The sequence below is a fragment of the Bacillus sp. GbtcB10 genome (assembly GCF_019091365.1).
In the GTDB taxonomy this organism is placed as follows: Bacteria; Bacillota; Bacilli; order Bacillales; family Bacillaceae; genus Bacillus; species Bacillus altitudinis.
Genome location: NZ_JAGXJP010000001.1, coordinates 588,343 through 608,592, shown reverse-complemented (window position 1 = coordinate 608,592; position 20,250 = coordinate 588,343). Strand labels below are relative to the sequence as shown.

Below are 20,250 nucleotides of genomic sequence, written 5' to 3'. Positions count from 1 at the left end.
ATCAGAGCCCCACTTTCTCACCCATACTCTCCACTATCCACCACTTCTCTCCACAAAACTTATTTTACACTGTTTCTACATAAAAAAAAACCCTGAACTAGTCAGGGTTCATTAAAACTTTATTTCAAAGTTTGACAATTTGTTGCTTGTTTTGAAATGAAAATGGCAGATTTTTGAACGTTTTGAAGAATTCTGGACCATATTTGTTTAAAAAGTACATGATATTCCAAATTCTTTCTTGTGGTGCTTCGAGTGGTTTTAAACTATTTTCAATCCGTTCAAATTCTCGAAGGATGTATCCTTCCTTCTCTTCCACACGCTTTGCAACCTTTTGATAAACAAATTGAAGCTGGTCTTCTATAAATTTGGCATTTTTATCTAATAGCTGTTCAAAGCTTGGTTCGATCTCTAGCGCTTCTTGTCTCATGGCCTCATGAACATTCGCTAATTCACGTTTGGCATGTTGAACCGATTGAACAAAGCTGTCTGGAAGACTTTGCTGAAAGTGCGCATCCTTCTTTTCTTTCACGCCTTTTGTCAGCACTTCTTCAACCGACAATTCTCTTATCGGCAGCTTCTTATCAATGTGCCTTTCAAGAATGGTGACGTGCAGTCTTGGAAGAACGGGTGCCATTTTGACATCGAAGTACTCGAAGATGCCTTTCAGCTCACCCCAATAGTTCACTTCACCGTGTCCAGCCATAAAAGCAAGCGTTGGAAGAAGGGTTTCCTGCATCAATGGACGGGTCACCACATTATTGCTAAACCGCTCTGGGTGCTCCTCGACTTCCTGCAAAAGCTCATCTTTTGTCCAAGTAAGCCCCACTTCGGATATAGAAAATTGGCCATTCTCTTTTTCAATGAGGAAACGCTCATCATCATATTCGTAAAACAAGTTGGCTTGATGGTCACCAGCTTCAATAATCGGCTGATACCCCGCTTGTTTCATGGCAGCCTGCGTGTTATTTAAGCGAGCCACGATCGCATCACTCGACTCCACAATTTGCTTGAATAACGTACGTTCAAGTGGCTTCACGCCGAAGTCTCCTGAATTCAATAACAGGAGTCCATCTTCTTCAAATAGATCGCAAACAATCCACTCAAAGAAATCAGTAAACGTTTCTGATTTGCGTAAACATCGAAGAAGCTGATCAAACAAGTCATTTGTGTAAGCAGATTCCTCATAGGTTGAAAATACATCACGAAGCCATCTCTCTGTTTTTTCTTGGTGGAGAGGTGTTCTTTTCGCAGCTGTTTTTTTCACATGATGTAATGGAAGCTTTTGTTTGACTGGGCCTTTTTCGCCAGACGTGTACACAAAGTTAATTTCGTCTACATCGTGATCTTCACCCGCTACCCAAAAGACCGGAATAACAGGAACGCCAAGCGCTGATTCTTTTTCTTTGGCAAACTGAATAATGGAAATGATTTTATGTATGGTATAAAGCGGACCTGCCAGTAAGCCTGCCTGCTGTCCTCCAACCACCATGACGCTCCGTTCATCACGGATCTTCTCAATATTCTCACGCATGGCAGCCGAATCAAATTTTGCATGATATGCGCTCATATAATCCGCTAAAGCCTCGCGCGGGAAGCTCCTTTCCATGAGATCGTCGTATCTCTTTTTCCATGTGTGCTCAGAATGTATATCATAATCAAAAAAAGCAGTCATCTCTTTTTTTTCTTCTATATAATCACGTATGAATAAATTCTGACTTCGGATGGAAAGTTCAGTCAATTGCATGTTTAGAACTTCCTTTCTTCAATAAATAGTTAGTTTCCCGAAAAAAGTATAGCATGTAAATGAGCTCACTCAAAAGATTTTGTTTGCTTTTTTTCCAATACTTCCAAGCTTCTATTCAAGAAAGTGAGGAATGGCGGCGTCATCCCTTGACCTTGAGCTTTTTTTAAAAGGTAGCCAATGATTGCTTTTCTTTCAGTTTGGCGGCCTTTGACGATATCTTGCAGCATCGACGATTGATTGGCAGCCGTTTGATGGCAAATCGATTTCACATGAGCCCATAGACGATCTTTCTCAGGCAACCGTAGAATGGAAACCGCTTCTTCAAATGCACATGTCATCATATGTTCATATGATGGGTTCGATACCAATTCCCCATTATTCACATGTAATAAAGCCGTCAACGGATTAATACACACATTGACGAGCAGTTTTTCCTCCAGTATCTTTTTCCATTCATCTGTATAAATCATTTGAAAATCGCCTTTTGACAATCCATTACTCATAGGTCCTTTTTCCTCATGCAGAAATGCTCCCCACTTAATGACACCAATTCCTGTATGCTTCACTGCTCGATCAGACACTTTCATTGCACCATGCTCTACTACACCAATATATAACTGATGCGCCGCTTTCCAGTTCTTTAAATCGACGAGGTGGGCCATTCCGTTCTGCAAAAATAAGATCCGATGACGAGGCAGTCCCGATAATTCCTCTAGAACATCTTGCAGATGATGATACTTCACTGTCACAATCAGCAAATCAAATATTCCTTTGACCCCCGTATCGGCCCCAACAGCTGATTGAATGGTTTCCCCTCTTACCATTCGTTCAATGCCTAATGCTCGAATTTCTTCTGCCTGCTGTTTCCTTCTTGTAAAGACGGTGATGTCATGATGCTCTGATAAATAACTGGCACAAAGCAGACCAATCGCACCACCGCCAATGATTCCAATTTTCAATTGCCGCACTTCCCTTTTTCTGTTTACTTCATGTTATCAACTATTTTACCAGTTTCGTGCTACGATGCAAAAAGCAGATAACGCGCTATGATTGAATTTTTTTAATTAAAAAACTATAATAATAAGTGTAAAAACTTTTTTAGGCGGATGGGATGAAAACGCCTTCAATGACATCACTGTCGACATTATGTGTGTAAGGGGGAAGATCACATGACACAAGTAAAACGTCTTCTGATTAACTACAAAACATTAGAGGAATTTAAACAATTTAAGGAATATGGCATACAAGAACTTTCCATGCTTGAAGACCTAGAGAGTAATATGATTGAAAATGACAGCAACTCTCCATTTTATGGGATTTACTTTGGAGATAAGCTTGTGGCACGTATGAGTCTCTATCAAGTAGATGGCTCGACGACGACGTATTTTGACCATAATCATGATTATCTAGAGCTGTGGAAGCTAGAAGTGTTGCCAGGATATCAGCGTAAAGGATACGGCGAAGCACTTGTTGATTTCGCAAAATCTTTCGGCCTTCCAATTCGAACGAATCCACGCGTCAAATCTGCCGGTTTTTGGGATAAAATGGGCTTTGAAGCGGTGAAATATGATATGGAACGCGATAAAGGAGAAAACCCACTCATTTGGGAGCCTGCACATATTCAAAAGAACACTGGTGAGTCCGCTTAATCATTAATCATTAAGAAAACGCCCCTCTTTCCATCTGTGAGGGGCGTTTTCTTATTTTGCGTAATCTTTTAAGCTGATATTCTGTTTGACTCTTTCAACAATACCAATAAGTGCCCGGTAATCTTCTTCTGTCATTTTTAATTGACGTTTCAGCTGTTCATTTTCTTCGGTGAGTGATTTTAATTGATGCTGTGCATCTTTAAGCTCCTCCCGTAAATAAGCTGGACCAGATGGTTCTTTCTCAAGCTGCTCTAGAAACCGAATTACTTCTCGAAGCGTCAGTTCAGTCTGATCAGAAGATGCCTTCTCTTCTATGGTGAACGCATGCTGCGGTAAACCCGAAGAATGGATACCAATTTTTTTACGCAGTTCTTTTCGCTGTTTTTTGGCAAGCTCAATGCCTGCCTGATACTGCTTTCTGACGTAAGAATTCCACCTGAATCCACATGCTGCTGCTGTTCTTGACAATGCTTTTCCAACCTCTTCAAATGCTGAAAGCTGGGTACCTCCATCTCGGATATGCCTTAAGACAACTTCTGCTAAAAGTAAATCTTCATCTTGTGTCCATGCGTCCTGCCGTGTAATCGTCAACTCATCATCCCCCCTGAATCTGAATACCACATCATATGCGCTTACTAGAGTAGATAGACTATTTGCAGGAGAGAAACCTAAAAAATAGATCAATAAAAAAACGCAAGGGAAGATTCCCTCACGTTTTTTTATCAAGCATTAGTTGCTTTTTACGTCTTTGCCTTTGTATGTTCCGCAAGATTTGCAGACACGATGAGAAATTTTCATTTCACCGCATTCTGGGCAAGCTACCATACCAGGTACTTGTAGTTTGAAATGCGTACGACGCAATCTTTTTTTCATTTTAGAAGTTCTTCTAAAAGGTACAGCCATTATTCCCACCTCCTTAAAGAGTTAAGATTCATTATTTTCTTCTAAGAGCTTCTTCAAGCCTTCCAGACGAGGATCAATTCGGTTTTGATGTGCATCTTCCGAAATGACCGCCCAGTCATTCCCTTCCTGTGGTGCAGCACCTTTTACGTCAGCTTGGTCGCAAAAGATTTGCATGGGCACTTCAAGAAGAATTTCTTCCTTGACTATAGGCGTTAAGTCGATGATATCGTCTTCTACAACAGATACGTCTTCATCTTCTATATCGTCTGTCTTATGAAGTACAAATAGTTCTTTTGTTGAAATCGCAAATGGATAATTTACATCAACAAGCGTTCTTGAACAAGGCAATGTCATTTCACCTGTGATGGTTAAATCAAATGCGACTTGCTTTGATTCGATCACTCCAGTCCCTTTCACCTCTACTGGTGAAATACGACGTATATCTGAATGAAGGCTAGTAAGTTCATTTAAGTCAACCGTCTCATGAAAATCGAAGCTGTTTTTAGCTTTTTGATGTAACTGATAAACTGTCCATTTCAATTGTATCACCTCTAAGAGCAACAAACATGATTATAGCTTTCATCATGCTATTTGTCAATATTTTTTCTTTACAGTCCTTCATGACGTCAAAGGGCTGTTTGACATCAGTTCTCGGAATGCCTAAACTGAAAAAAATGGTCTTCATTTTTCCCTTATGCTACTGTAGCACAGACCATTTAACCATAGCAAGAAAGGCGGAACATCTATTGAAAGCAGTGGGAGTCGTTGTCGAGTACAATCCATTTCATTATGGGCATGCCTATCATGTGAATCAGGCGAAAAAACAAACCCCCTCAGATGTTGCCATTGCCGTCATGAGCGGTTCTTTCCTCCAGCGCGGGGAGCCTGCCATCGTCTCAAAATGGGCACGCACAAAAATGGCACTGCAAAACGGCGTAGACATTGTGTGTGAGCTTCCATACATATATGCCGTACAAAAGGCAGAAACCTTCGCCAATGGCGCTGTGTCCATCCTCGATGCATTAAAATGCCATTCTCTTTTTTTCGGCAGTGAGGATGGAGAGATCAACGCATTTGAGCGCACAGCACACGCTTGGTATGAAAAAAAGGCAGAGATTGACCTTTTAACAAAAGAAAAGGTGAAAGAAGGTCTTAGTTATCCCGCAGCCGCAGCAGGTGCGTTTCAAGAGGCCATTCATTCTGAACACTTACTGGATTTGTCCAAACCAAATAACATTTTAGGCTTTCATTATGTTAAAGCCATCTTAGAGAGAGCTCCTCACATGCAGCCTTTTACGTCTCAAAGAATTGCATCTGATTATCATGATGAAGAACTGCCTGACAACCAAAAAATCGCAAGCGCCACAAGTATCCGAAAAGCATTAAAAGAACAGAGCTCATTTCAAGCAGTCACGCCCTATCTCCCCGACGCTACTTTAAAGCAATTACACGACTATCATTCTTCATACGGTCTTTTACATACGCAAGAAGCCTATTTTCGCTTTCTGAAACATGTTTTTCATACAATGGATACGAGTGAACTAGAGGGCATCTATGAAATTGAAGAAGGCATTGAACACCGCATGCAAAAAGCCATGACACATGCGTCTTCCTACGAGGAGTATCTATCACTTGTCAAAACAAAACGATATACGTGGACAAGATTACAGCGGATGAATACGCATCTATTGATGAACGTGAAGAAAAAGACGATGCACGCGCTGCTTGAAGAGAAAAAAGCGCCCTATATTCGTTTACTTGGAATGACAAGGAAAGGACAACAGTACCTGTCTCTTGTAAAAAAAGAGTTGGATGTACCACTTGTGAGTAAACTGTCTTCCTTTTCACATCCCGCCCTTGATCTTGATATTCGCGCTTCAAGGGTGTTCAGCCTTCCCATCTGTGAACCCATGCAAACAGAATTAGCGAAAGCAGAGTTTAAAACATCACCGATTCGATATGATGAAGAGAGCGGGCTCTTTTCATCTCGATAGAAAAAAGCAGCCTGATTTGCAGGCTGCTCTTTTTTATGATGCTTTCTCTTTTAATTTGTTTAAATAGTTTAGTGCGTCCTGCATGGTATCCACAGGAACGATTTTCATATCACTTTTAATATCTTTTGCTGTTTTGACTGCATTTTTATAGTCAGAGTTTGGGTCACCTTTATCATTCGGTGCAAAGAAGATGTCTTTTCCTGCTTTGTCTGCTGCAACAACCTTTTGATCAATTCCGCCAATCGGTCCGACTGTACCATCTGCATCAATCGTTCCAGTTCCTGCGATCGCATAGCCATGTGTTTCATCTTCTTTTGTCAGCTGATTGTAAATTTCAAGTGACATCATTAAACCAGCCGATGGACCGCCGATGTTTTCAATATCCACTTTCACAGAAGGAGACACTTTCACATGACGGTCTGTAAATAGTGATACGCCAATTCCCACTCGTTTTGGCTCTTCTTTAAATGGTTTTAACGTCACGTTCTGCGTGATTTCTTTGCCATTACGTTCAAGTACAAAACGGACAGTCGTGCCTGCTTTTTTACTGCTGATATACGAAACCATTTTATCTGCTGACTCATATGTATGACCGTCGACGCTTTTGATCTTATCGCCAACTTCAATCTTCCCATATGCAGGCATTCCTTTCATCACATAGCTCGCATATACCCCATTAAACGTATAATCTACTTTTTTTCCTGCTTTTGTATAAGCGGCAATCATCGCATTTTCTTGAGAACTTTTCATGAGCTGCAGCTGCCGTTTCATATAATCCTCATCAGACTCTCCGTCCGCTTTAATATTTTCTTCTGGAACGATTTCGTCATACTTGTTCATTTTTGCAAGCAAATACGTATATGGATTGGCTGGACCTACTTTAATGGTCATAAGAGAAAAGCTGCCCTTCTCGCCATATCCTCCGTCTACTTGAATGTGTGGCGCAATTTCTGTTGCATCACCTGGCTTTGTGACGTAATAGGGCAGTTTCACAAAAGTTAAGCCAAATAAGACTAGAACAACAGCAAAAAAGCTGAGCCAGCGAATATTTAATTTTTTCATTCGATTAACACTCCCATTTATCAATGACATCTTTCAGTTTTTCTCTTAGTTGGTCGGCGGCGAGTTCACCTGCTTCAATCATTTCTTGAACCTGTGTAAACGCACTAGAGCTAAAGGTCTCGAGCTTCGGCCGAATCATGAGATCTGCATGAATGGTTTGGTGACGAACCAATTCATTTTGAAGGATGTCCAAACTTTGCATAATGACATCCGATAATCTCGTTGCCTTTTCTGTTTTTTTCACCCTTGATACATCAGAGGCGATAATGAGATCTGCCCCCATTTCTTTCAGAACAGAGACAGGAATGCGGTCCACTACCGCTCCATCCACCAATTGCCTGCCGCCTATTTCATGCGGAACAAACACACCCGGAATGCTAATGCTTGCCCTGACTGCTTGTGAGACAGACCCTTCTTTGAACACAACCTTCTCCCCTGTCTGAAGGTCACAGGCAACAATCGCAAGAGGCACGCGCATTTCTTCAATATTCTTCCCATATGTAAACGTGTGAATCAGCTGCAAAATTCGATTTCCTTTTAACAGACCGATTTTTGGCAGTGTATAGTCAGCATAATACTTTCTTCTGAAGACAAGTGCAAGTTTTTTCATTTTTTCTACGTCTTGTCCTGCCGCATAAAAGCTCCCCACAAGAGCACCAATACTGCTTCCTGCGATCATATCCACCTGAATTCCTTGTTTCTCAAGACTAGATAAAACCCCGATATGCGCCATCCCTCTGGCACCCCCGGAGCCCAGCGCAAGCCCGATAATCGGTCGTTTCATGAATCCACCCTCCTCTTTCTATGCATATATACGAATCTATAGGTCTAAACATGCCCCTTCTCATCGTATAGTAATAGAAGACAGGCTCGGCTAGCATCTCTTTTTCTTTAATCACGAGCTCGCCAATAGATTATAACGGCAAGGGGCGACATCTCCATGAAAAAATGGAACACTCTGTTCATCGCTGCTTTTTTTATCTTTTTAACAGCCACTGTGATTACACATCCACAAGCCTCTTTGCAAGCATCGAAAAATGGACTTGCAATGTGGTGGGAAGTGGTTTTTCCATCGCTGCTACCTTTTTTTATTTTGTCCGAGCTATTAATCAGTTTCGGAATTGTCAGATTTGTCGGCGTATTATTAGAGCCATTTATGCGGCCTATCTTTCGGGTGCCTGGTGTCGGCGGATTTGTGCTGGCGATGGGAATGGCCTCTGGTTTTCCTTCTGGCGCTAAATTGACGACAAGACTTCGGCAGGAAGGACAGCTGACAAGAATTGAAGCAGAACGCCTTGTGTCGTTTACCAATTCTTCAAACCCTTTGTTCATTTTTGGAGCAGTGGCTGTAGGATTTTTTCATCACCCAGCTTTAGGCATTGTGTTAGCCTGTGCACATTATTTAGGAAATCTCGCGGTTGGGGTGACGATGCGCGGATATAAAGCACGTCATGATGCGCACCTCAGAAGCCGAAAAGGATTTTTATTGCCTCCAATTCGAGAAGCATTCAGCGCTCTTCATACGGCAAGACTCGCAGAAAAAAGACCACTTGGCCAAATATTAAGTGACGCTGTCATGTCATCTGTTCAAACGCTTTTTATGATTGGCGGCTTTATCATTTTATTTTCTGTCTTTAGTCAAATGCTCGCTGTTGTGCATGTAACAGATCTTCTCTCTATCGGGATCGGTTATATACTGAAAACGATGCATCTTCCGCCAGAATTAGATCTAGCCATGATTGCGGGTCTATTTGAAATCACATTAGGAAGTCAACTCACAGGGTCACAAGAGGTTTCCCTGCTCGCTAAAACGATTGTGGTCAGCTTTATTTTAGGATTTAGCGGATTCTCCGTTCAAGCTCAGGTAGCCGGCATTTTGGCAGCAACCGATATACGTTTTAAACCGTTTTTCTTCGCCCGTTTGCTTCACGGTATTTACGCAGCCGTCTTTGCCTTTTTGTTATTCAAACCCCTTTACGTCTCTAAAGCAGACATGGCGCTTCCAGCAGGGGCATTTGAAGCAAGCGAGCAAGTCGTCGTGTTTAGCAGCGTGTTATGGAATCAGCTTGTATCTGCTGGTCCCCTCATCACCTTGTTCAGTCTGATCGTGTATATTGCGCTCTATTATCAGAAATTAAAAAATGGATGAGTGCACAGTGCACTCATCCATTAAATTTTTCTTTCAGCGCAGCTTCGACCTCTTGCGGTACAAGCTCTTTGACTGATCCATGATACTTCGCTACTTCTTTAACAATGCTTGAACTTAAGAAGGAGTATTGATTATTCGTCATCATAAAGAACGTTTCAATGTCATCATTCAACACTTTGTTCATTGATGTCCCTTGCATCTCGTATTCAAAGTCCGTCACCGCTCTAAGTCCGCGCAAAATGACTTTCGCCTCTTTTTGTTTCGCATAATCAACGAGCAGTCCATGAAAGGATTCCACTTTGATATTTGGTAGCTCCTTTGTTGCTTGACGAATGAGTTCACATCGCTCTTCAACAGTAAAAAGCGGCTTTTTTGACGAGTTATTAAGGACGCACACATATACTTCATCAAAAATCTTTGCCCCTCTTTTGATAATATCCAAATGGCCCAATGTGACTGGATCGAAGCTACCCGGACAAACGGCTATATTCCCCATGCTTTAATTTCCCCGCTTTCTATAGATCGTAATGCCAGTCATTCCGTACATTTCCTGCCTTGAGATATGTAGCTGTCCTGCTTCCTCTGGCAGTGTCACATCTTTATCGTGCTCACACACAATGACGCCATCATCTGCTAATAAGGAATGCTCATCAATCGTATCAAGAAGTGCTTTCAACTTTTGATCTTTATACGGCGGATCAAGGAAGATGGCTTGAAATGATTCTTCTCGCTTCACTACAGCAGCGAGTGCACGGTTTGCATCATTTCGAAACACTTCACTTTGATCCATCAGCGACAATTGATTCAAGTTGCCTTTAATCGTCTGAATCGCCTTCATATCTCGATCCACAAATATACAATGATCGAACCCTCTAGAAAGCGCTTCAATACCTAAACCACCACTTCCAGCAAATAAATCAAGGGCCCATCCCCCATCAAAATACGGTCCAATCATATTAAAAATGGATTCTTTTACTTTATCTGTTGTTGGTCTTGTTGATTGGCCGGGTACGGCTTTCAGCGTGCGGCCTTTTTTTGTTCCAGAAATCACTCTCATTTTTTCCACCACTTTTTCTGCTTGCATCTATTGAATATTGTTTGATGACAAAAAATTCAACATTATCTTACCATATCCACTCCACATGGGACAATGCACTGAATTCCATTCATTTTCTATGTATAGATCACAAAAGAGAGGGTCATACTACTGTTAACAGCATCTGATGTGGTGCTGTTGCCAACCGCGGAGAAGACTTACGTTTCCCCATAAGTTCTTCCTCCGGTTTCTCCTCTCCCTTTGCCTTCTCCTTAATGAATCATTAAGAATAGAAGGACCCCGCGGGTGATGCCGCGGGGGTTTTTTTGTGTCTTTAAAAGCCCACCTTATAATCATACTCTTTAGCTTTGTCCAATTTCGATTCGTACTCTAATTTAATAAAAGGTTTATAGGAAGGCTCAACACGTTTTACAAATGGCAATGAACTGAGCTTTGCCATGTGGCGCTCAAGATCATTCATATCACAATAAATCACTGCATATTTCATTTTCCTTGAAATATAGTGAACATTCCCAAATTTCCTTAGCGCTTTTGACTGCTTTAACGAATGCAGCCAAACGACCATCCCTTGACGTTTGGTATCCATCTTTTCACCTGCCGCTTTTCAATTCTTTCCGTTCATTATGTAAAAGACGAGACGTTCAAGTCTCGTCAAGATACTTTACAGCCACAGCTGCCTCCTGATCCACAGCCACCGCCGCATGATGATAGACCATCAAAATATGGGTTCCCTGTTGGAACTTTAATATATGCTGATACAGCTTGACCGATTTCAATACTAATCTCATCTAAGATGGATTGAATCGCTGTTTCTGCTTTTTTGAAATCAACCACTGTATCGTGAAGATCTAGCTTTCTTTTGACCTCACGCATTTCTTTTGAGATCGTTCTATAGTCCGGATGGTATTTGCCGAACCGCTGCACATCTTCATATTGCTCTTTTACTTTTGTAAAATGGGCAATAATTTGTTGGGCTTCTTCGTCTTGCTGGAGACGCTTAAAGCAGTTGCGGTAATGTTCAGCCTCCTCCGACTGAAGAATCATGGCAGCCAATTGATTTGCTTCCTCTTGGAGCTCCACAGATTCGATTGTCGCATACATAAATGTTGCACCTCCAATTCATAGTTTACCACGAAACCTATGGATCAGAAAATGCTTTTACGTGACAAATACATCCCATGTCTCTCTTTTCTGCTTATATTCAGGGTGACGAGAATTTAGCACAACGGTCATTTTATGCTTTCCTTTTGAAAGGTGCTTGACCACAAACGCCGCAGTATATTCGTTTCCTGCCCGTTTCCCATCTACATACACAGTAAAATACCCTGTCTTCTTATCCTTTTTCAGGGGTGAAGGTTCAAGGTGAAAATCTTGAAGTGTACTTTCTATATACACAACAGATCCCTGCACTTTGTATTTTAAAAAGCCTTGCTGCTTCATTTCACTTTGCGTCTGCTGCATGACTGGTATTGCTGGTTCTTGCCTAGTTACTTGCTCTTGATCATGTTGACTTTGACATCCGGTGAGAAGAAAAAGCAATGCGCATATTGACAGCATCCATTTCATGTTCTGATTCTCCTTTCGTCTACTTTCATAGGATGCTCATGAAATAGACATCTTAATCAACTCAAAAAAAGCCTCACCCGGCTCCATTTTGATTGCGCATTGCTTGGAACATCTGAATCATCATTTCAGCCATTTGGACACTATTGCTCAACTGGCTCACACGATGAGGAATGGTTTTTTCATAAAAATTCATTTTATCTAATTCAAACGAAGTGACATTTTCAGGATGCCGCGTTAACTGTCTATACCAGAGTGGGCGCTGCCTGATGAATTTGATTCGATCCTCTTCGGCCATGACAAACTCTTGTACTTCTCTCCGCACCAAAAGCATCCCCTTTCAATTAATCTTTCCTGAAGGAGAATGGGTGCTGGCTGCCTCCAGATGAACCCTTCTTTGAGCCATTTGATGAAAATTGACCGAGTAAGCTTTGTAAAGAGGAAATAGACTGGCTCATTTTATTAATTTGTTCATTCATTTGATCAGCGTCCATTTTTTTCACAGCAGAAACCATTTTAGACATAAAATCTGCTTTTCCCGGTTCACTTTGCTTAGCGGCTTTTTCTTCTTTTGCTTCTTCCTTTTGTGTTTGCCGGTAAGGAGACCACATATCATCTTCCTCACCAAACATGACCCAATTCTCGTATAAACTTTGCCAGCTTTTTTCTTGCGTCTGCACTTCTTGGATTAATTTCGGATGGCGTCTGACGAACTGTTTAAATTCATCAATGGATGTTTGCTTTTGCTTATTTGTCATATCCTCACCCCCCATACAAATGCCTACTATACTATATACATCTAGATCTATTTTGGTGAGCCCTTTTCATAAAAAAACAGCCGCCATCTGTGCGCAGCTGTTTAAAGGATTAAGACGTTTTCTTAATGAAGTTTTGTGTATAGTACTTTTCTTTCACACCAACGCCAAGGTGCGTGTAATCTTGATTTAACAATGCCTTCCGGTGACCTTCGCTATTCAGCCAGCCTTCTACAGCTGCAGGGCCATCAACATAATTATACGCAATGTTTTCCCCCGCAAGCTGAAATGCGACCTCGCCTCTTTCTAACCGGTCTTTCAGCGTGCCGTATTTTTTAGATTCATGGGAGAAATAATGATGATCTTTCATGTCCTCACTATGCATGAATGCCACTTCAGAGGTTTCATCGTCCCACTTTAAGGTCGGTAGTTTGTACTTATGGCGGATAATATTGGTCATATCAAAAATTTGTTTTTGACTCGACGCTTCAATATCCTTCCACTTTTCGCCTGATATCGCCTCAGGTTCAATTAATTGACCTCGATAAACGACTTCATACGGCTTTTGTTTGACAAATGTATCTGCGTTAAAGGCTCTAATGCTCGAAAGAGTGCTTTCAAACTTATCCATGTAGAGCTGGACATACACATCATCTCCCACTTTCACCGTCGGCCTGGTATTCATATCATCTTCTGAGAATTCAAAGCGATATGAATTTCCCTCGTCCTCTACATGAATGTAAGGAGCGATTTGTGTTTTTTTAAATACTTCACTTGTGGCTTGACCGATTTTAAATGGCTCAACATTCAGCCCATCCCCTGTCGCAAACAAGGTCACCACTTTACTGTCCTTTACCCCTACTTGAATATAGTGTTTCTTCGATTGATTGTATATCCACCAGTCATAATCATATGCGGAAGGATCAATGCGATCTGGTTCCCCTAGCTGTTTAAGCACTTCGTTTGAAGACTTCCCCATAAAGGACATGAGACCTTTTTTCGGAATGTTGATCGGCTTATCGCTAGATGTTTCTTCATTAGACACCTTCGGCTCATTGCTGTTTTCTTTTTCTGGTGAAGATCCATATTGAATAAACAGAACGTACGTTCCAGATATAATCAGGAGGATGAAGAGTGTTTTCAGCACAGTTTTCAAATAAACACCTCCGTTAAATTGGCAAGGTACAAAAAGTACCTTCTACTGTCATTTAAACAAAACTTGCTCCATTTATCAACGACAATACAGCCTATTTAACACGAATTTAAAATATGCCCCTCCTAATGAAGAAATCCTTGGCCATGATCCTGGTCTTGTTGAGAGATTTCCGTCAGAGCATCACCTGCACGATCGTTTGATAAATCTTCAACTGATAAATCCCCAAGGGCTACGATTCCTGTTAGTGCCCCGTTTTTGACAACCGGGATACGGCGGAGCTGATGTTCTGACATCAACCGGACAATTTCTTCTAGGGTTGCATCTTCTTCAGCTGTCAATACTTCCTTCGTCATGAGGACACCAACCTCTTGTGAGTTCGGCTTTTTCTCAGCAATACCTCTAAGTACAAGGTCGCGGTCTGTGACAATACCAACAAGCTGATCTCCGTCGACTACTGGAATGGCACCAATGTCAGCATCTTTCATTTTGACTGCCGCTTCATACGCATTGTCGTCCTTTCGCAACGTCACTACTTTTTTCGTCATGATATCTTTGATTTTTTTCGTTTTCACGTTGATTCCTCCATCCGTTATTTTCTTTATTACTGTAACCAGCTTATAAAAGAACATACCTTTCACAGTTGAAAGTTTAACGCTTTCATACTATGATTGTCAGTAAAGGGAATTTTTATAAGGAGGGGTTTTGGGTGAAGTTTGAAGGTACGGGGATTGAGAAGGTATCAGCTGACTTAAATAAATTAGATTTCATTATGGAAAGTGAAGGATTTGTACGAGCCGATCAATGGGATTATGAGCGTGTGACGTACGACAGGAAGTATAACATGGTAGAGGGGACGTTTTACTTACGGATCTCTGGCTACGCCACTGAAGGAGATGTTGGCTCCAAAAAAGCCCACATCCAGCTGCTGACACCTTTACTTGGAAAACACTATTATCCGCATGGTGTTGAATATGGAGAAGGCGAAGATTTCCCTAAATCTCTTATTCAATCAAGCAAAAAAACGCTGAACCAATTAAAAGAAAAACTAGAAGCGATAACTGCTGAAGCATAAAAAGCACAGCCCCTGCGGCTGTGCTTTTCATTTATTCATATTTCGGAATGAGCGCATCTGGTACGGCATCTTTCGCTCTTTCTTTTCTCGCCCAGTCAAAGAAGACAACAGCAAGAATCGATCCGTATACAATCTCTTGAATGATTTTCATCAAAATAGCACCTAGCTGCTGATCTTCTAGCAGCGGCAATGTATGAAACATGTCAGGTCCTGTAAGCGCAAGACCAGCAAGCATATCACTCGGTACGCATAGGTGCAGTGCTTGTATCCATGCACCGGCATCTGAATAAGTGGCATAGATAGGCGCTTCACTAAACATAATGAGTGCACAGGCAGGTGTCATTAAAATCCCATCTGCCATAATATACCCAAGCTTTAAAATGCCTGTAATCTGCGGCTGACTTTGCACTTTATGGACAAGCGGCCACCACATGAAAAAGGCAGCGATAAAAATTACAACCGTCATCAATGCGTGATAAAACGGATCTGTTTTGACAAAATCGAACACGAGCGGAATATGATACAGCGAAAACAACCCATTAAATCCGAGCAAGGCAATCAACGGCTTAGAAAACAAGCGGAAAATCGGCTGAATACCCCGTGTTTGAATGATCCGCTCCCAAATCGCCGCAGGTAAACCTGTAATAAGAAGCGGCGGGATGACCAAATAGAGCACTGCCATTTGCGCCATATGCGCACTGAACATAATATGCCCCATTAAATCAATCGGGCTCCCCTTCACTGCATAAAGCAACACAAGCCCCGTGAGAAATAGCGTTTTCTCTTTCACCGTCGCACGGTGCTTGCCCTTCGTCACGAGAAGCAGATAAAAAGCGGCTGCTGCTACAATACATGTCAAATAGTAAGGACTCCATAATGCACGAAATCCAAATATCTCTAAGTTTTCCATTGCTGCGCCTCCTTCAAGGGCAAAGCGAGCTTACCACCAAATAATGGTCAAAAAGGCTAAAACGGTAATAAACGCGACAAACACACCTGAGTAAAGAAACAACGCGGGTGTTTCATGCCCTTTTTGGTTCATATGCATAAAATAATAAAGCTGAAAAGCCACCTGAATCACTGCAAGCAGTAAAATAAAAGGGACAGCGAACCAATTTCCGACGTCTTCAGAGGCGATTGTTAAAAAGGCAACAAACGTTAAACCAATCATCAAGCCGAAAGAAATGAGCTGATGCTTCATTTCTTCGGCATTTTTCTTTTTCCGATAGACAAGATCGACTTTGGACTGATTTGTGTTTTTATTTCCCATTCTTATCCCACCATTCCCATTAAATATACAACGGTAAAGATGAAGACCCACACAACATCAATGAAATGCCAATAAAGGCTCGCCACATAATATTTTGGTGCATTGTATAAATCTAGACCGCGTCTCATATTCCGAATCATCAGAGCGGTGATCCAGCAAAGTCCAAATGCGACGTGAGCCCCGTGTGTTCCAACAAGCGTATAGAAGGAAGAGCCAAGTGCAGAGCTCGTAATTGTAAATTCATACGCATGCACATAATGATAAAACTCATAAATTTCTACCCCTAAAAATCCAGCACCTAAAAGAACGGTTACACCTAGCCAAAGCTGCATTTTTTTAAAGGCAAAGTTTTTCATATGATACATAGCATACACACTCGTTAAACTGCTCGTTAACAGAAGCATTGTGGCAATAAAGACAAGTGTGAGGTCAAACATTTCAGTTGTTGTTGCGCCGCCTGCATTTGAATTTTTCAGCGCCAAATAAGTGGCAAACAAAGATGCAAACAGGACCGTTTCTCCCCCAAGAAACAACCAGAACCCGACGAACTTATTCTTTCCTTCTAACGTGGCTTTCTCAGGAGAAGCCGGAAAGGTTTCCGCTGTCATTTTTTGTGGTTCCATTATGCTTTCACCCCTTTGTCATCGTCATCCGTCAAATCTTCTTTGTGAATATGGTATCCATGATCATCTTTAAGAGAGCGAACGAGCATGGTCGCAAACGTGATGCCAAGACCAATGAAGATCACCGGTAGACCCCAGCTGTGTTCTTGACGATACATAAAACCAAACGCTGACACAAATAGACCGAATGAGATAATGATAGGCAAGATGGAATTATTCGGCATGTGAATATCATCGAGCGGTTCAGATGCTGTCATTCCTTTTTTACCATCCATTTTCTCAATCCATAATGGATCGAGCCCCCGTACAAGAGGCAGCTGCTTAAAGTTATATTCTGGCGGAGGTGAAGATACTGCCCATTCAAGCGTTCTTCCATCTCCCCAAGGATCGCCCGATACACGCTCCCCCTTTGCTGTCGTCCAGATGATATTAATCAGCATGATCACAACTGCTACAAACATGAACAGTGCCCCAATCGTACTGACCAAGTTCCCAAGGTCTAGACCCTGACCTGGCAAGAACGTAAAGACTCGGCGCGGCATGCCCCAAAGACCGAGAAAATGCTGGATAAAGAACGTTAAATGGAAACCGACGAAAAACAGCACAAAGCCAATTTTCCCAAGCTTCTCATTCAATATTTTCCCAAACATCTTCGGCCACCAATAATGCACACCTGCTAAAATACCGAAGACCACACCACCGATAATGACATAGTGGAAATGCGCCACAACGAAGTACGTGTCATGGAACTGATAATCCGCTGCTGCTGCTGCAAGCATGACGCCGGTTACACCGCCAAGTAAGAATGACGGAATGAACGCAACTGAATATAGCATCGGCGTTGTAAACTTCACATTACCGCCCCATATGGTGAGCAACCAGTTAAATACTTTAATTCCAGTTGGCACCGCAATCGCCATTGTGGCTACGGCAAAGATCGCATTGGCAATTGGACCAAGTCCTGTTGTGAACATGTGATGCGCCCACACCATGAATCCAAGGAAACCAATTAATACAGTCGCAAACACCATGGACGAATAACCAAACAATCTTTTTCTTGCAAACACCGGAATGATCTCAGAGAAAATCCCAAATGCCGGCAAAATCAAGATATACACTTCTGGGTGTCCAAAAATCCAGAACAAATGCTCCCAGATGATTGTATTTCCGCCGAGCTCTGGATTAAAAAAGCTCGTATCAAACATTCGATCAAGCATCAGCATCGCAAGTCCTGCTGTCAGCGGCGGGAATGCGAATAAAATTAGTGCGGATGCCACAAACGTCGTCCAGGTAAAGAGCGGCATTCTCATATACGTCATACCTGGCGCTCTCATATTAATAATCGTTGCAAGAAAGTTGATTCCGGCAATTAGCGTACCAATACCCGCTATCTGCAACCCTAAAATATAGAAATCCATGCCGTGCCCTTCTGAATTCAGCGTGAGCGACGCATAGGCAGTCCAGCCTGCATCAGGTGCTCCGCCCATAAACCATCCAAGGTTTAAGAAAATTCCTCCGAAAAAGAACAACCAAAAACCAAGTGAATTCACAAATGGAAACGCTACGTCACGTGCACCAATTTGAATGGGTACAACCGCGTTCATTAATGCAAATAAAAGCGGCATTGCTGCAAGGAAAATCATCGTTGTTCCATGCATCGTCATGACTTCATTGTAAAACCCTGCACTCACAAAATCATTTTCAGGGATGGCTAGCTGAATACGGATAATCATCGCTTCCAGGCCACCAATTAAAAAGAAAAATCCCCCTGCCACTAAATATAGTATGGCAATTTTTTTGTGGTCAACCGTCGTTAAGTAATCCCATAAGACAGCGCCAAACCCCCGCTTTTTAGCTATTGTACTCACCATGAAATCCCCCTCTTATCTCCCATTTGCCCCTTTTCATATCAATGTCTATCTTCACGTTCTAAAACAGACTATATCTGACAGATGACTTATTCTTGGATGTAGAGACTTATTCGGGAGCTCTTAACAAAAACTTCACATAGATCGTATACCCTTTTGAATGTGCACCACTTCAAGCTGCTCAAGGCATTTACTGTATTTGAAGACCTTTTAAATACTCGTAGAGTGCATCTGCTTCTGAGTCATTTAGTTTAGGATACGTCCCTGTCATCTTATTACCTGGTTTAAAGCTCTCTGGATCTTTCAGCCATGCTTTGACATTTTCTTTGTTCATGTCTTTAATTCCAGCTACTTTTGTCCGCTCTCCGAAGGTTGCAAGGTTTGGAGCAGTCCTTGCCGCCTCTGGCCGTTCATCTCCAGGCTCTACCGCGTGACAGCTTAAACAGTTTTTCTCTTTAAAGAGTTTTTCACCCTCAAGGGCTAGATCTGACGTAGATGCAGGCTTCTTATAATCTGACATCTTTTTCGTCCAGCCTAAAAACTCCTCTTGAGAAAGCGTTTTAACTTTAAAGTCCATTAAAGCATGTGATGGACCACAAAGCTCTGCACATTTCCCATAGAAATATTCTCCAGCATCTTTCGTTCGTTTTGAGTCAAACGTTAAATAAAACTTGTTCTCGTTGTCTGTATTTGTATCAATTTTACCCCCAGCTGATGGAATCCAGAATGAGTGTTTCACATCAGATGCTTTCAGCTTAAAATAAACCTTTTGATCAGTTGGAACAATCAATTCCTGACTTGTCACAATCCCATAATCAGGGTATTCAAATTCCCACCAATATAAGCTGGCTCTTACATTCACTACAAGTGTCTTTTCAGGATCTCGTTTTTTCTTATCCATGGCGCTTGTATCCCCTAGCTCAAGCGTGTATGCCACAACAGGTACAACGAGAATAATGAGTAGAAGTATCGGAATCGCTGTCCACGTAATTTCGAGGTTACGGTTCCCTTCTACCTGTTTAGGAATCGTATCTTCTCCCACTTTAGAACGTTTGAATTTAATGATGACGTAAAAGAAAATGATCGATACAACAATAACGACAAGAACCATAATAAGTGTACTCAGTACCGTTAGGAAAAACTGTTTATCTGCTACTTCCCCAACTGGCTTGAGTGTTGATAAGTATGGTTCACCGCAGCCCGCCAAAACGAGCGTCAGTAAGAGAAACAGTGAATAAACACGCCATTTTCTTATCATAATTTGTCCCAACCCCTTTTGCTTGATCTCCTTTGCCTTTCGCTTTTACCTCTTATTTATAAAATCACCTTTCACCCATCCATAACCCCCGCCTCTTATAAAAGCACTTACATTTCCTCTTTTCATA

At 41.8% G+C, this 20,250-nt stretch carries 25 protein-coding genes; 4 read left to right on the top strand and 21 right to left on the bottom strand.

Features of this window, described 5'->3' with window-relative positions:
* Positions 1-124: 124 nt before the first annotated feature.
* Both bshC and KVT11_RS03350 read right to left on the bottom strand, forming a co-directional pair.
* Entirely contained in the window at positions 125-1,744 is a 1,620-nt protein-coding gene (bshC, locus tag KVT11_RS03355; protein WP_116306825.1) for a bacillithiol biosynthesis cysteine-adding enzyme BshC, read from the bottom strand.
* A gap of 65 nt (positions 1,745-1,809) precedes the next feature.
* Positions 1,810-2,703 carry a 2-dehydropantoate 2-reductase gene (locus KVT11_RS03350; RefSeq protein WP_046527243.1) on the bottom strand — a complete coding sequence of 298 codons (894 nt, stop codon included), beginning with the start codon at positions 2,701-2,703 and terminating at the stop codon, positions 1,810-1,812.
* A gap of 210 nt (positions 2,704-2,913) precedes the next feature.
* Between KVT11_RS03350 and KVT11_RS03345 the strand changes: the two genes are divergently transcribed.
* Positions 2,914-3,393 carry an N-acetyltransferase gene (locus tag KVT11_RS03345; protein WP_007499784.1) on the top strand — a complete coding sequence of 160 codons (480 nt, stop codon included), beginning with the start codon at positions 2,914-2,916 and terminating at the stop codon, positions 3,391-3,393.
* 51 nt (positions 3,394-3,444) lie between these two features.
* On the opposite strand, the gene gerR is transcribed toward KVT11_RS03345, so the two are convergent.
* The 3 genes from gerR to KVT11_RS03330 all read right to left on the bottom strand — a co-directional run bounded on the left by gerR (position 3,445) and on the right by KVT11_RS03330 (position 4,836).
* Positions 3,445-3,984, bottom strand: coding sequence for a sporulation-specific transcriptional regulator GerR (gene gerR / locus KVT11_RS03340; protein ID WP_017359370.1), 540 nt, complete (start codon positions 3,982-3,984; stop codon positions 3,445-3,447).
* Positions 3,985-4,122: 138 nt separating this feature from the next.
* Complete coding sequence (gene rpmF / locus KVT11_RS03335; protein ID WP_008354700.1) at positions 4,123-4,296, bottom strand: 50S ribosomal protein L32; 174 nt, start codon at positions 4,294-4,296, stop codon at positions 4,123-4,125.
* 21 nt (positions 4,297-4,317) lie between these two features.
* Positions 4,318-4,836 (bottom strand): YceD family protein, encoded by a 519-nt coding sequence (locus KVT11_RS03330; protein WP_008345010.1) that lies wholly within the window; start codon positions 4,834-4,836, stop codon positions 4,318-4,320.
* A gap of 206 nt (positions 4,837-5,042) precedes the next feature.
* Here KVT11_RS03330 and KVT11_RS03325 point away from each other — a divergent pair, with 206 nt between their 5' ends.
* On the top strand, positions 5,043-6,290 hold the full coding sequence (locus tag KVT11_RS03325) for a nucleotidyltransferase (protein WP_189337191.1): 1,248 nt from the start codon (positions 5,043-5,045) through the stop codon (positions 6,288-6,290).
* 33 nt (positions 6,291-6,323) lie between these two features.
* Here KVT11_RS03325 and KVT11_RS03320 read toward each other — a convergent pair whose 3' ends face one another.
* Positions 6,324-7,352, bottom strand: a complete 1,029-nt coding sequence (locus tag KVT11_RS03320) for a SepM family pheromone-processing serine protease (protein ID WP_017359372.1) — start codon at positions 7,350-7,352, stop codon at positions 6,324-6,326.
* 4 nt (positions 7,353-7,356) lie between these two features.
* Positions 7,357-8,136 carry a patatin-like phospholipase family protein gene (locus KVT11_RS03315; protein WP_008345016.1) on the bottom strand — a complete coding sequence of 260 codons (780 nt, stop codon included), beginning with the start codon at positions 8,134-8,136 and terminating at the stop codon, positions 7,357-7,359.
* 156 nt (positions 8,137-8,292) lie between these two features.
* On the opposite strand from KVT11_RS03315, the gene ylbJ reads away from it, so the two are divergent.
* On the top strand, positions 8,293-9,501 hold the full coding sequence (gene ylbJ / locus KVT11_RS03310) for a sporulation integral membrane protein YlbJ (RefSeq protein ID WP_116306821.1): 1,209 nt from the start codon (positions 8,293-8,295) through the stop codon (positions 9,499-9,501).
* A 13-nt stretch (positions 9,502-9,514) separates the two neighbouring features.
* Here the strand turns inward: ylbJ and coaD are convergent, their stop codons facing one another.
* The 9 genes from coaD to KVT11_RS03265 all read right to left on the bottom strand — a co-directional run bounded on the left by coaD (position 9,515) and on the right by KVT11_RS03265 (position 14,577).
* Positions 9,515-9,997 carry a pantetheine-phosphate adenylyltransferase gene (gene coaD, locus KVT11_RS03305; protein ID WP_007499803.1) on the bottom strand — a complete coding sequence of 161 codons (483 nt, stop codon included), beginning with the start codon at positions 9,995-9,997 and terminating at the stop codon, positions 9,515-9,517.
* A 3-nt stretch (positions 9,998-10,000) separates the two neighbouring features.
* Positions 10,001-10,558 (bottom strand): 16S rRNA (guanine(966)-N(2))-methyltransferase RsmD, encoded by a 558-nt coding sequence (gene rsmD, locus KVT11_RS03300; RefSeq protein ID WP_007499805.1) that lies wholly within the window; start codon positions 10,556-10,558, stop codon positions 10,001-10,003.
* 313 nt (positions 10,559-10,871) lie between these two features.
* Positions 10,872-11,144, bottom strand: coding sequence for a YlbG family protein (locus KVT11_RS03295; protein ID WP_008345023.1), 273 nt, complete (start codon positions 11,142-11,144; stop codon positions 10,872-10,874).
* Positions 11,145-11,209: 65 nt separating this feature from the next.
* Entirely contained in the window at positions 11,210-11,659 is a 450-nt protein-coding gene (gene ricF / locus KVT11_RS03290; RefSeq protein WP_007499807.1) for a regulatory iron-sulfur-containing complex subunit RicF, read from the bottom strand.
* Positions 11,660-11,716: 57 nt separating this feature from the next.
* Positions 11,717-12,124, bottom strand: a complete 408-nt coding sequence (locus KVT11_RS03285; protein WP_116306819.1) for a hypothetical protein — start codon at positions 12,122-12,124, stop codon at positions 11,717-11,719.
* A 73-nt stretch (positions 12,125-12,197) separates the two neighbouring features.
* Entirely contained in the window at positions 12,198-12,446 is a 249-nt protein-coding gene (locus KVT11_RS03280; protein WP_017359376.1) for a YlbE-like family protein, read from the bottom strand.
* A gap of 19 nt (positions 12,447-12,465) precedes the next feature.
* A complete protein-coding gene (locus KVT11_RS03275) occupies positions 12,466-12,879 on the bottom strand; it encodes a YlbD family protein (protein WP_017367184.1) in 414 nt (137 codons plus the stop codon).
* 109 nt (positions 12,880-12,988) lie between these two features.
* The gene (locus tag KVT11_RS03270; RefSeq protein WP_008345031.1) at positions 12,989-14,032 is read right to left on the bottom strand and encodes a CAP domain-containing protein; all 1,044 of its coding nucleotides are present in this window, start codon (positions 14,030-14,032) and stop codon (positions 12,989-12,991) included.
* A gap of 122 nt (positions 14,033-14,154) precedes the next feature.
* Positions 14,155-14,577, bottom strand: coding sequence for a CBS domain-containing protein (locus KVT11_RS03265; protein WP_035392645.1), 423 nt, complete (start codon positions 14,575-14,577; stop codon positions 14,155-14,157).
* Positions 14,578-14,738: 161 nt separating this feature from the next.
* Between KVT11_RS03265 and KVT11_RS03260 the strand changes: the two genes are divergently transcribed.
* On the top strand, positions 14,739-15,104 hold the full coding sequence (locus KVT11_RS03260; protein WP_008345035.1) for a YugN family protein: 366 nt from the start codon (positions 14,739-14,741) through the stop codon (positions 15,102-15,104).
* Positions 15,105-15,135: 31 nt separating this feature from the next.
* Here KVT11_RS03260 and ctaG read toward each other — a convergent pair whose 3' ends face one another.
* From ctaG to coxB, 5 genes are all read right to left on the bottom strand, one after another.
* Entirely contained in the window at positions 15,136-16,014 is an 879-nt protein-coding gene (gene ctaG, locus KVT11_RS03255) for a cytochrome c oxidase assembly factor CtaG (RefSeq protein ID WP_017367183.1), read from the bottom strand.
* Positions 16,015-16,044: 30 nt separating this feature from the next.
* On the bottom strand, positions 16,045-16,374 hold the full coding sequence (gene ctaF / locus KVT11_RS03250; RefSeq protein ID WP_003211520.1) for a cytochrome c oxidase subunit IVB: 330 nt from the start codon (positions 16,372-16,374) through the stop codon (positions 16,045-16,047).
* A 2-nt stretch (positions 16,375-16,376) separates the two neighbouring features.
* Complete coding sequence (gene ctaE / locus KVT11_RS03245) at positions 16,377-16,997, bottom strand: cytochrome c oxidase subunit III (RefSeq protein WP_007499822.1); 621 nt, start codon at positions 16,995-16,997, stop codon at positions 16,377-16,379.
* Complete coding sequence (ctaD, locus tag KVT11_RS03240; RefSeq protein WP_007499823.1) at positions 16,997-18,868, bottom strand: cytochrome c oxidase subunit I; 1,872 nt, start codon at positions 18,866-18,868, stop codon at positions 16,997-16,999. Before ctaD ends, ctaE begins: the two co-directional genes overlap by 1 nt.
* 187 nt (positions 18,869-19,055) lie before the next feature.
* Positions 19,056-20,123 (bottom strand): cytochrome c oxidase subunit II, encoded by a 1,068-nt coding sequence (gene coxB, locus KVT11_RS03235; protein WP_116306817.1) that lies wholly within the window; start codon positions 20,121-20,123, stop codon positions 19,056-19,058.
* Positions 20,124-20,250 lie beyond the last annotated feature (127 nt).

What these genes read in the sequence shown, in the direction of transcription:
- bshC (WP_116306825.1), bottom strand. Translation starts at nt 1,744, where the DNA reads ATGCAATTGACTGAACTTTCCATCCGAAGTCAGAATTTATTCATACGT.
- KVT11_RS03345 (WP_007499784.1), top strand. Translation starts at nt 2,914, where the DNA reads ATGACACAAGTAAAACGTCTTCTGATTAACTACAAAACATTAGAGGAA.
- rpmF (WP_008354700.1), bottom strand. Translation starts at nt 4,296, where the DNA reads ATGGCTGTACCTTTTAGAAGAACTTCTAAAATGAAAAAAAGATTGCGT.
- KVT11_RS03320 (WP_017359372.1), bottom strand. Translation starts at nt 7,352, where the DNA reads ATGAAAAAATTAAATATTCGCTGGCTCAGCTTTTTTGCTGTTGTTCTA.
- KVT11_RS03315 (WP_008345016.1), bottom strand. Translation starts at nt 8,136, where the DNA reads ATGAAACGACCGATTATCGGGCTTGCGCTGGGCTCCGGGGGTGCCAGA.
- ylbJ (WP_116306821.1), top strand. Translation starts at nt 8,293, where the DNA reads ATGAAAAAATGGAACACTCTGTTCATCGCTGCTTTTTTTATCTTTTTA.
- coaD (WP_007499803.1), bottom strand. Translation starts at nt 9,997, where the DNA reads ATGGGGAATATAGCCGTTTGTCCGGGTAGCTTCGATCCAGTCACATTG.
- rsmD (WP_007499805.1), bottom strand. Translation starts at nt 10,558, where the DNA reads ATGAGAGTGATTTCTGGAACAAAAAAAGGCCGCACGCTGAAAGCCGTA.
- KVT11_RS03295 (WP_008345023.1), bottom strand. Translation starts at nt 11,144, where the DNA reads ATGGATACCAAACGTCAAGGGATGGTCGTTTGGCTGCATTCGTTAAAG.
- ricF (WP_007499807.1), bottom strand. Translation starts at nt 11,659, where the DNA reads ATGTATGCGACAATCGAATCTGTGGAGCTCCAAGAGGAAGCAAATCAA.
- KVT11_RS03285 (WP_116306819.1), bottom strand. Translation starts at nt 12,124, where the DNA reads ATGAAATGGATGCTGTCAATATGCGCATTGCTTTTTCTTCTCACCGGA.
- KVT11_RS03275 (WP_017367184.1), bottom strand. Translation starts at nt 12,879, where the DNA reads ATGACAAATAAGCAAAAGCAAACATCCATTGATGAATTTAAACAGTTC.
- KVT11_RS03265 (WP_035392645.1), bottom strand. Translation starts at nt 14,577, where the DNA reads ATGACGAAAAAAGTAGTGACGTTGCGAAAGGACGACAATGCGTATGAA.
- ctaG (WP_017367183.1), bottom strand. Translation starts at nt 16,014, where the DNA reads ATGGAAAACTTAGAGATATTTGGATTTCGTGCATTATGGAGTCCTTAC.
- ctaF (WP_003211520.1), bottom strand. Translation starts at nt 16,374, where the DNA reads ATGGGAAATAAAAACACAAATCAGTCCAAAGTCGATCTTGTCTATCGG.
- ctaE (WP_007499822.1), bottom strand. Translation starts at nt 16,997, where the DNA reads ATGGAACCACAAAAAATGACAGCGGAAACCTTTCCGGCTTCTCCTGAG.
- ctaD (WP_007499823.1), bottom strand. Translation starts at nt 18,868, where the DNA reads ATGGTGAGTACAATAGCTAAAAAGCGGGGGTTTGGCGCTGTCTTATGG.
- coxB (WP_116306817.1), bottom strand. Translation starts at nt 20,123, where the DNA reads ATGATAAGAAAATGGCGTGTTTATTCACTGTTTCTCTTACTGACGCTC.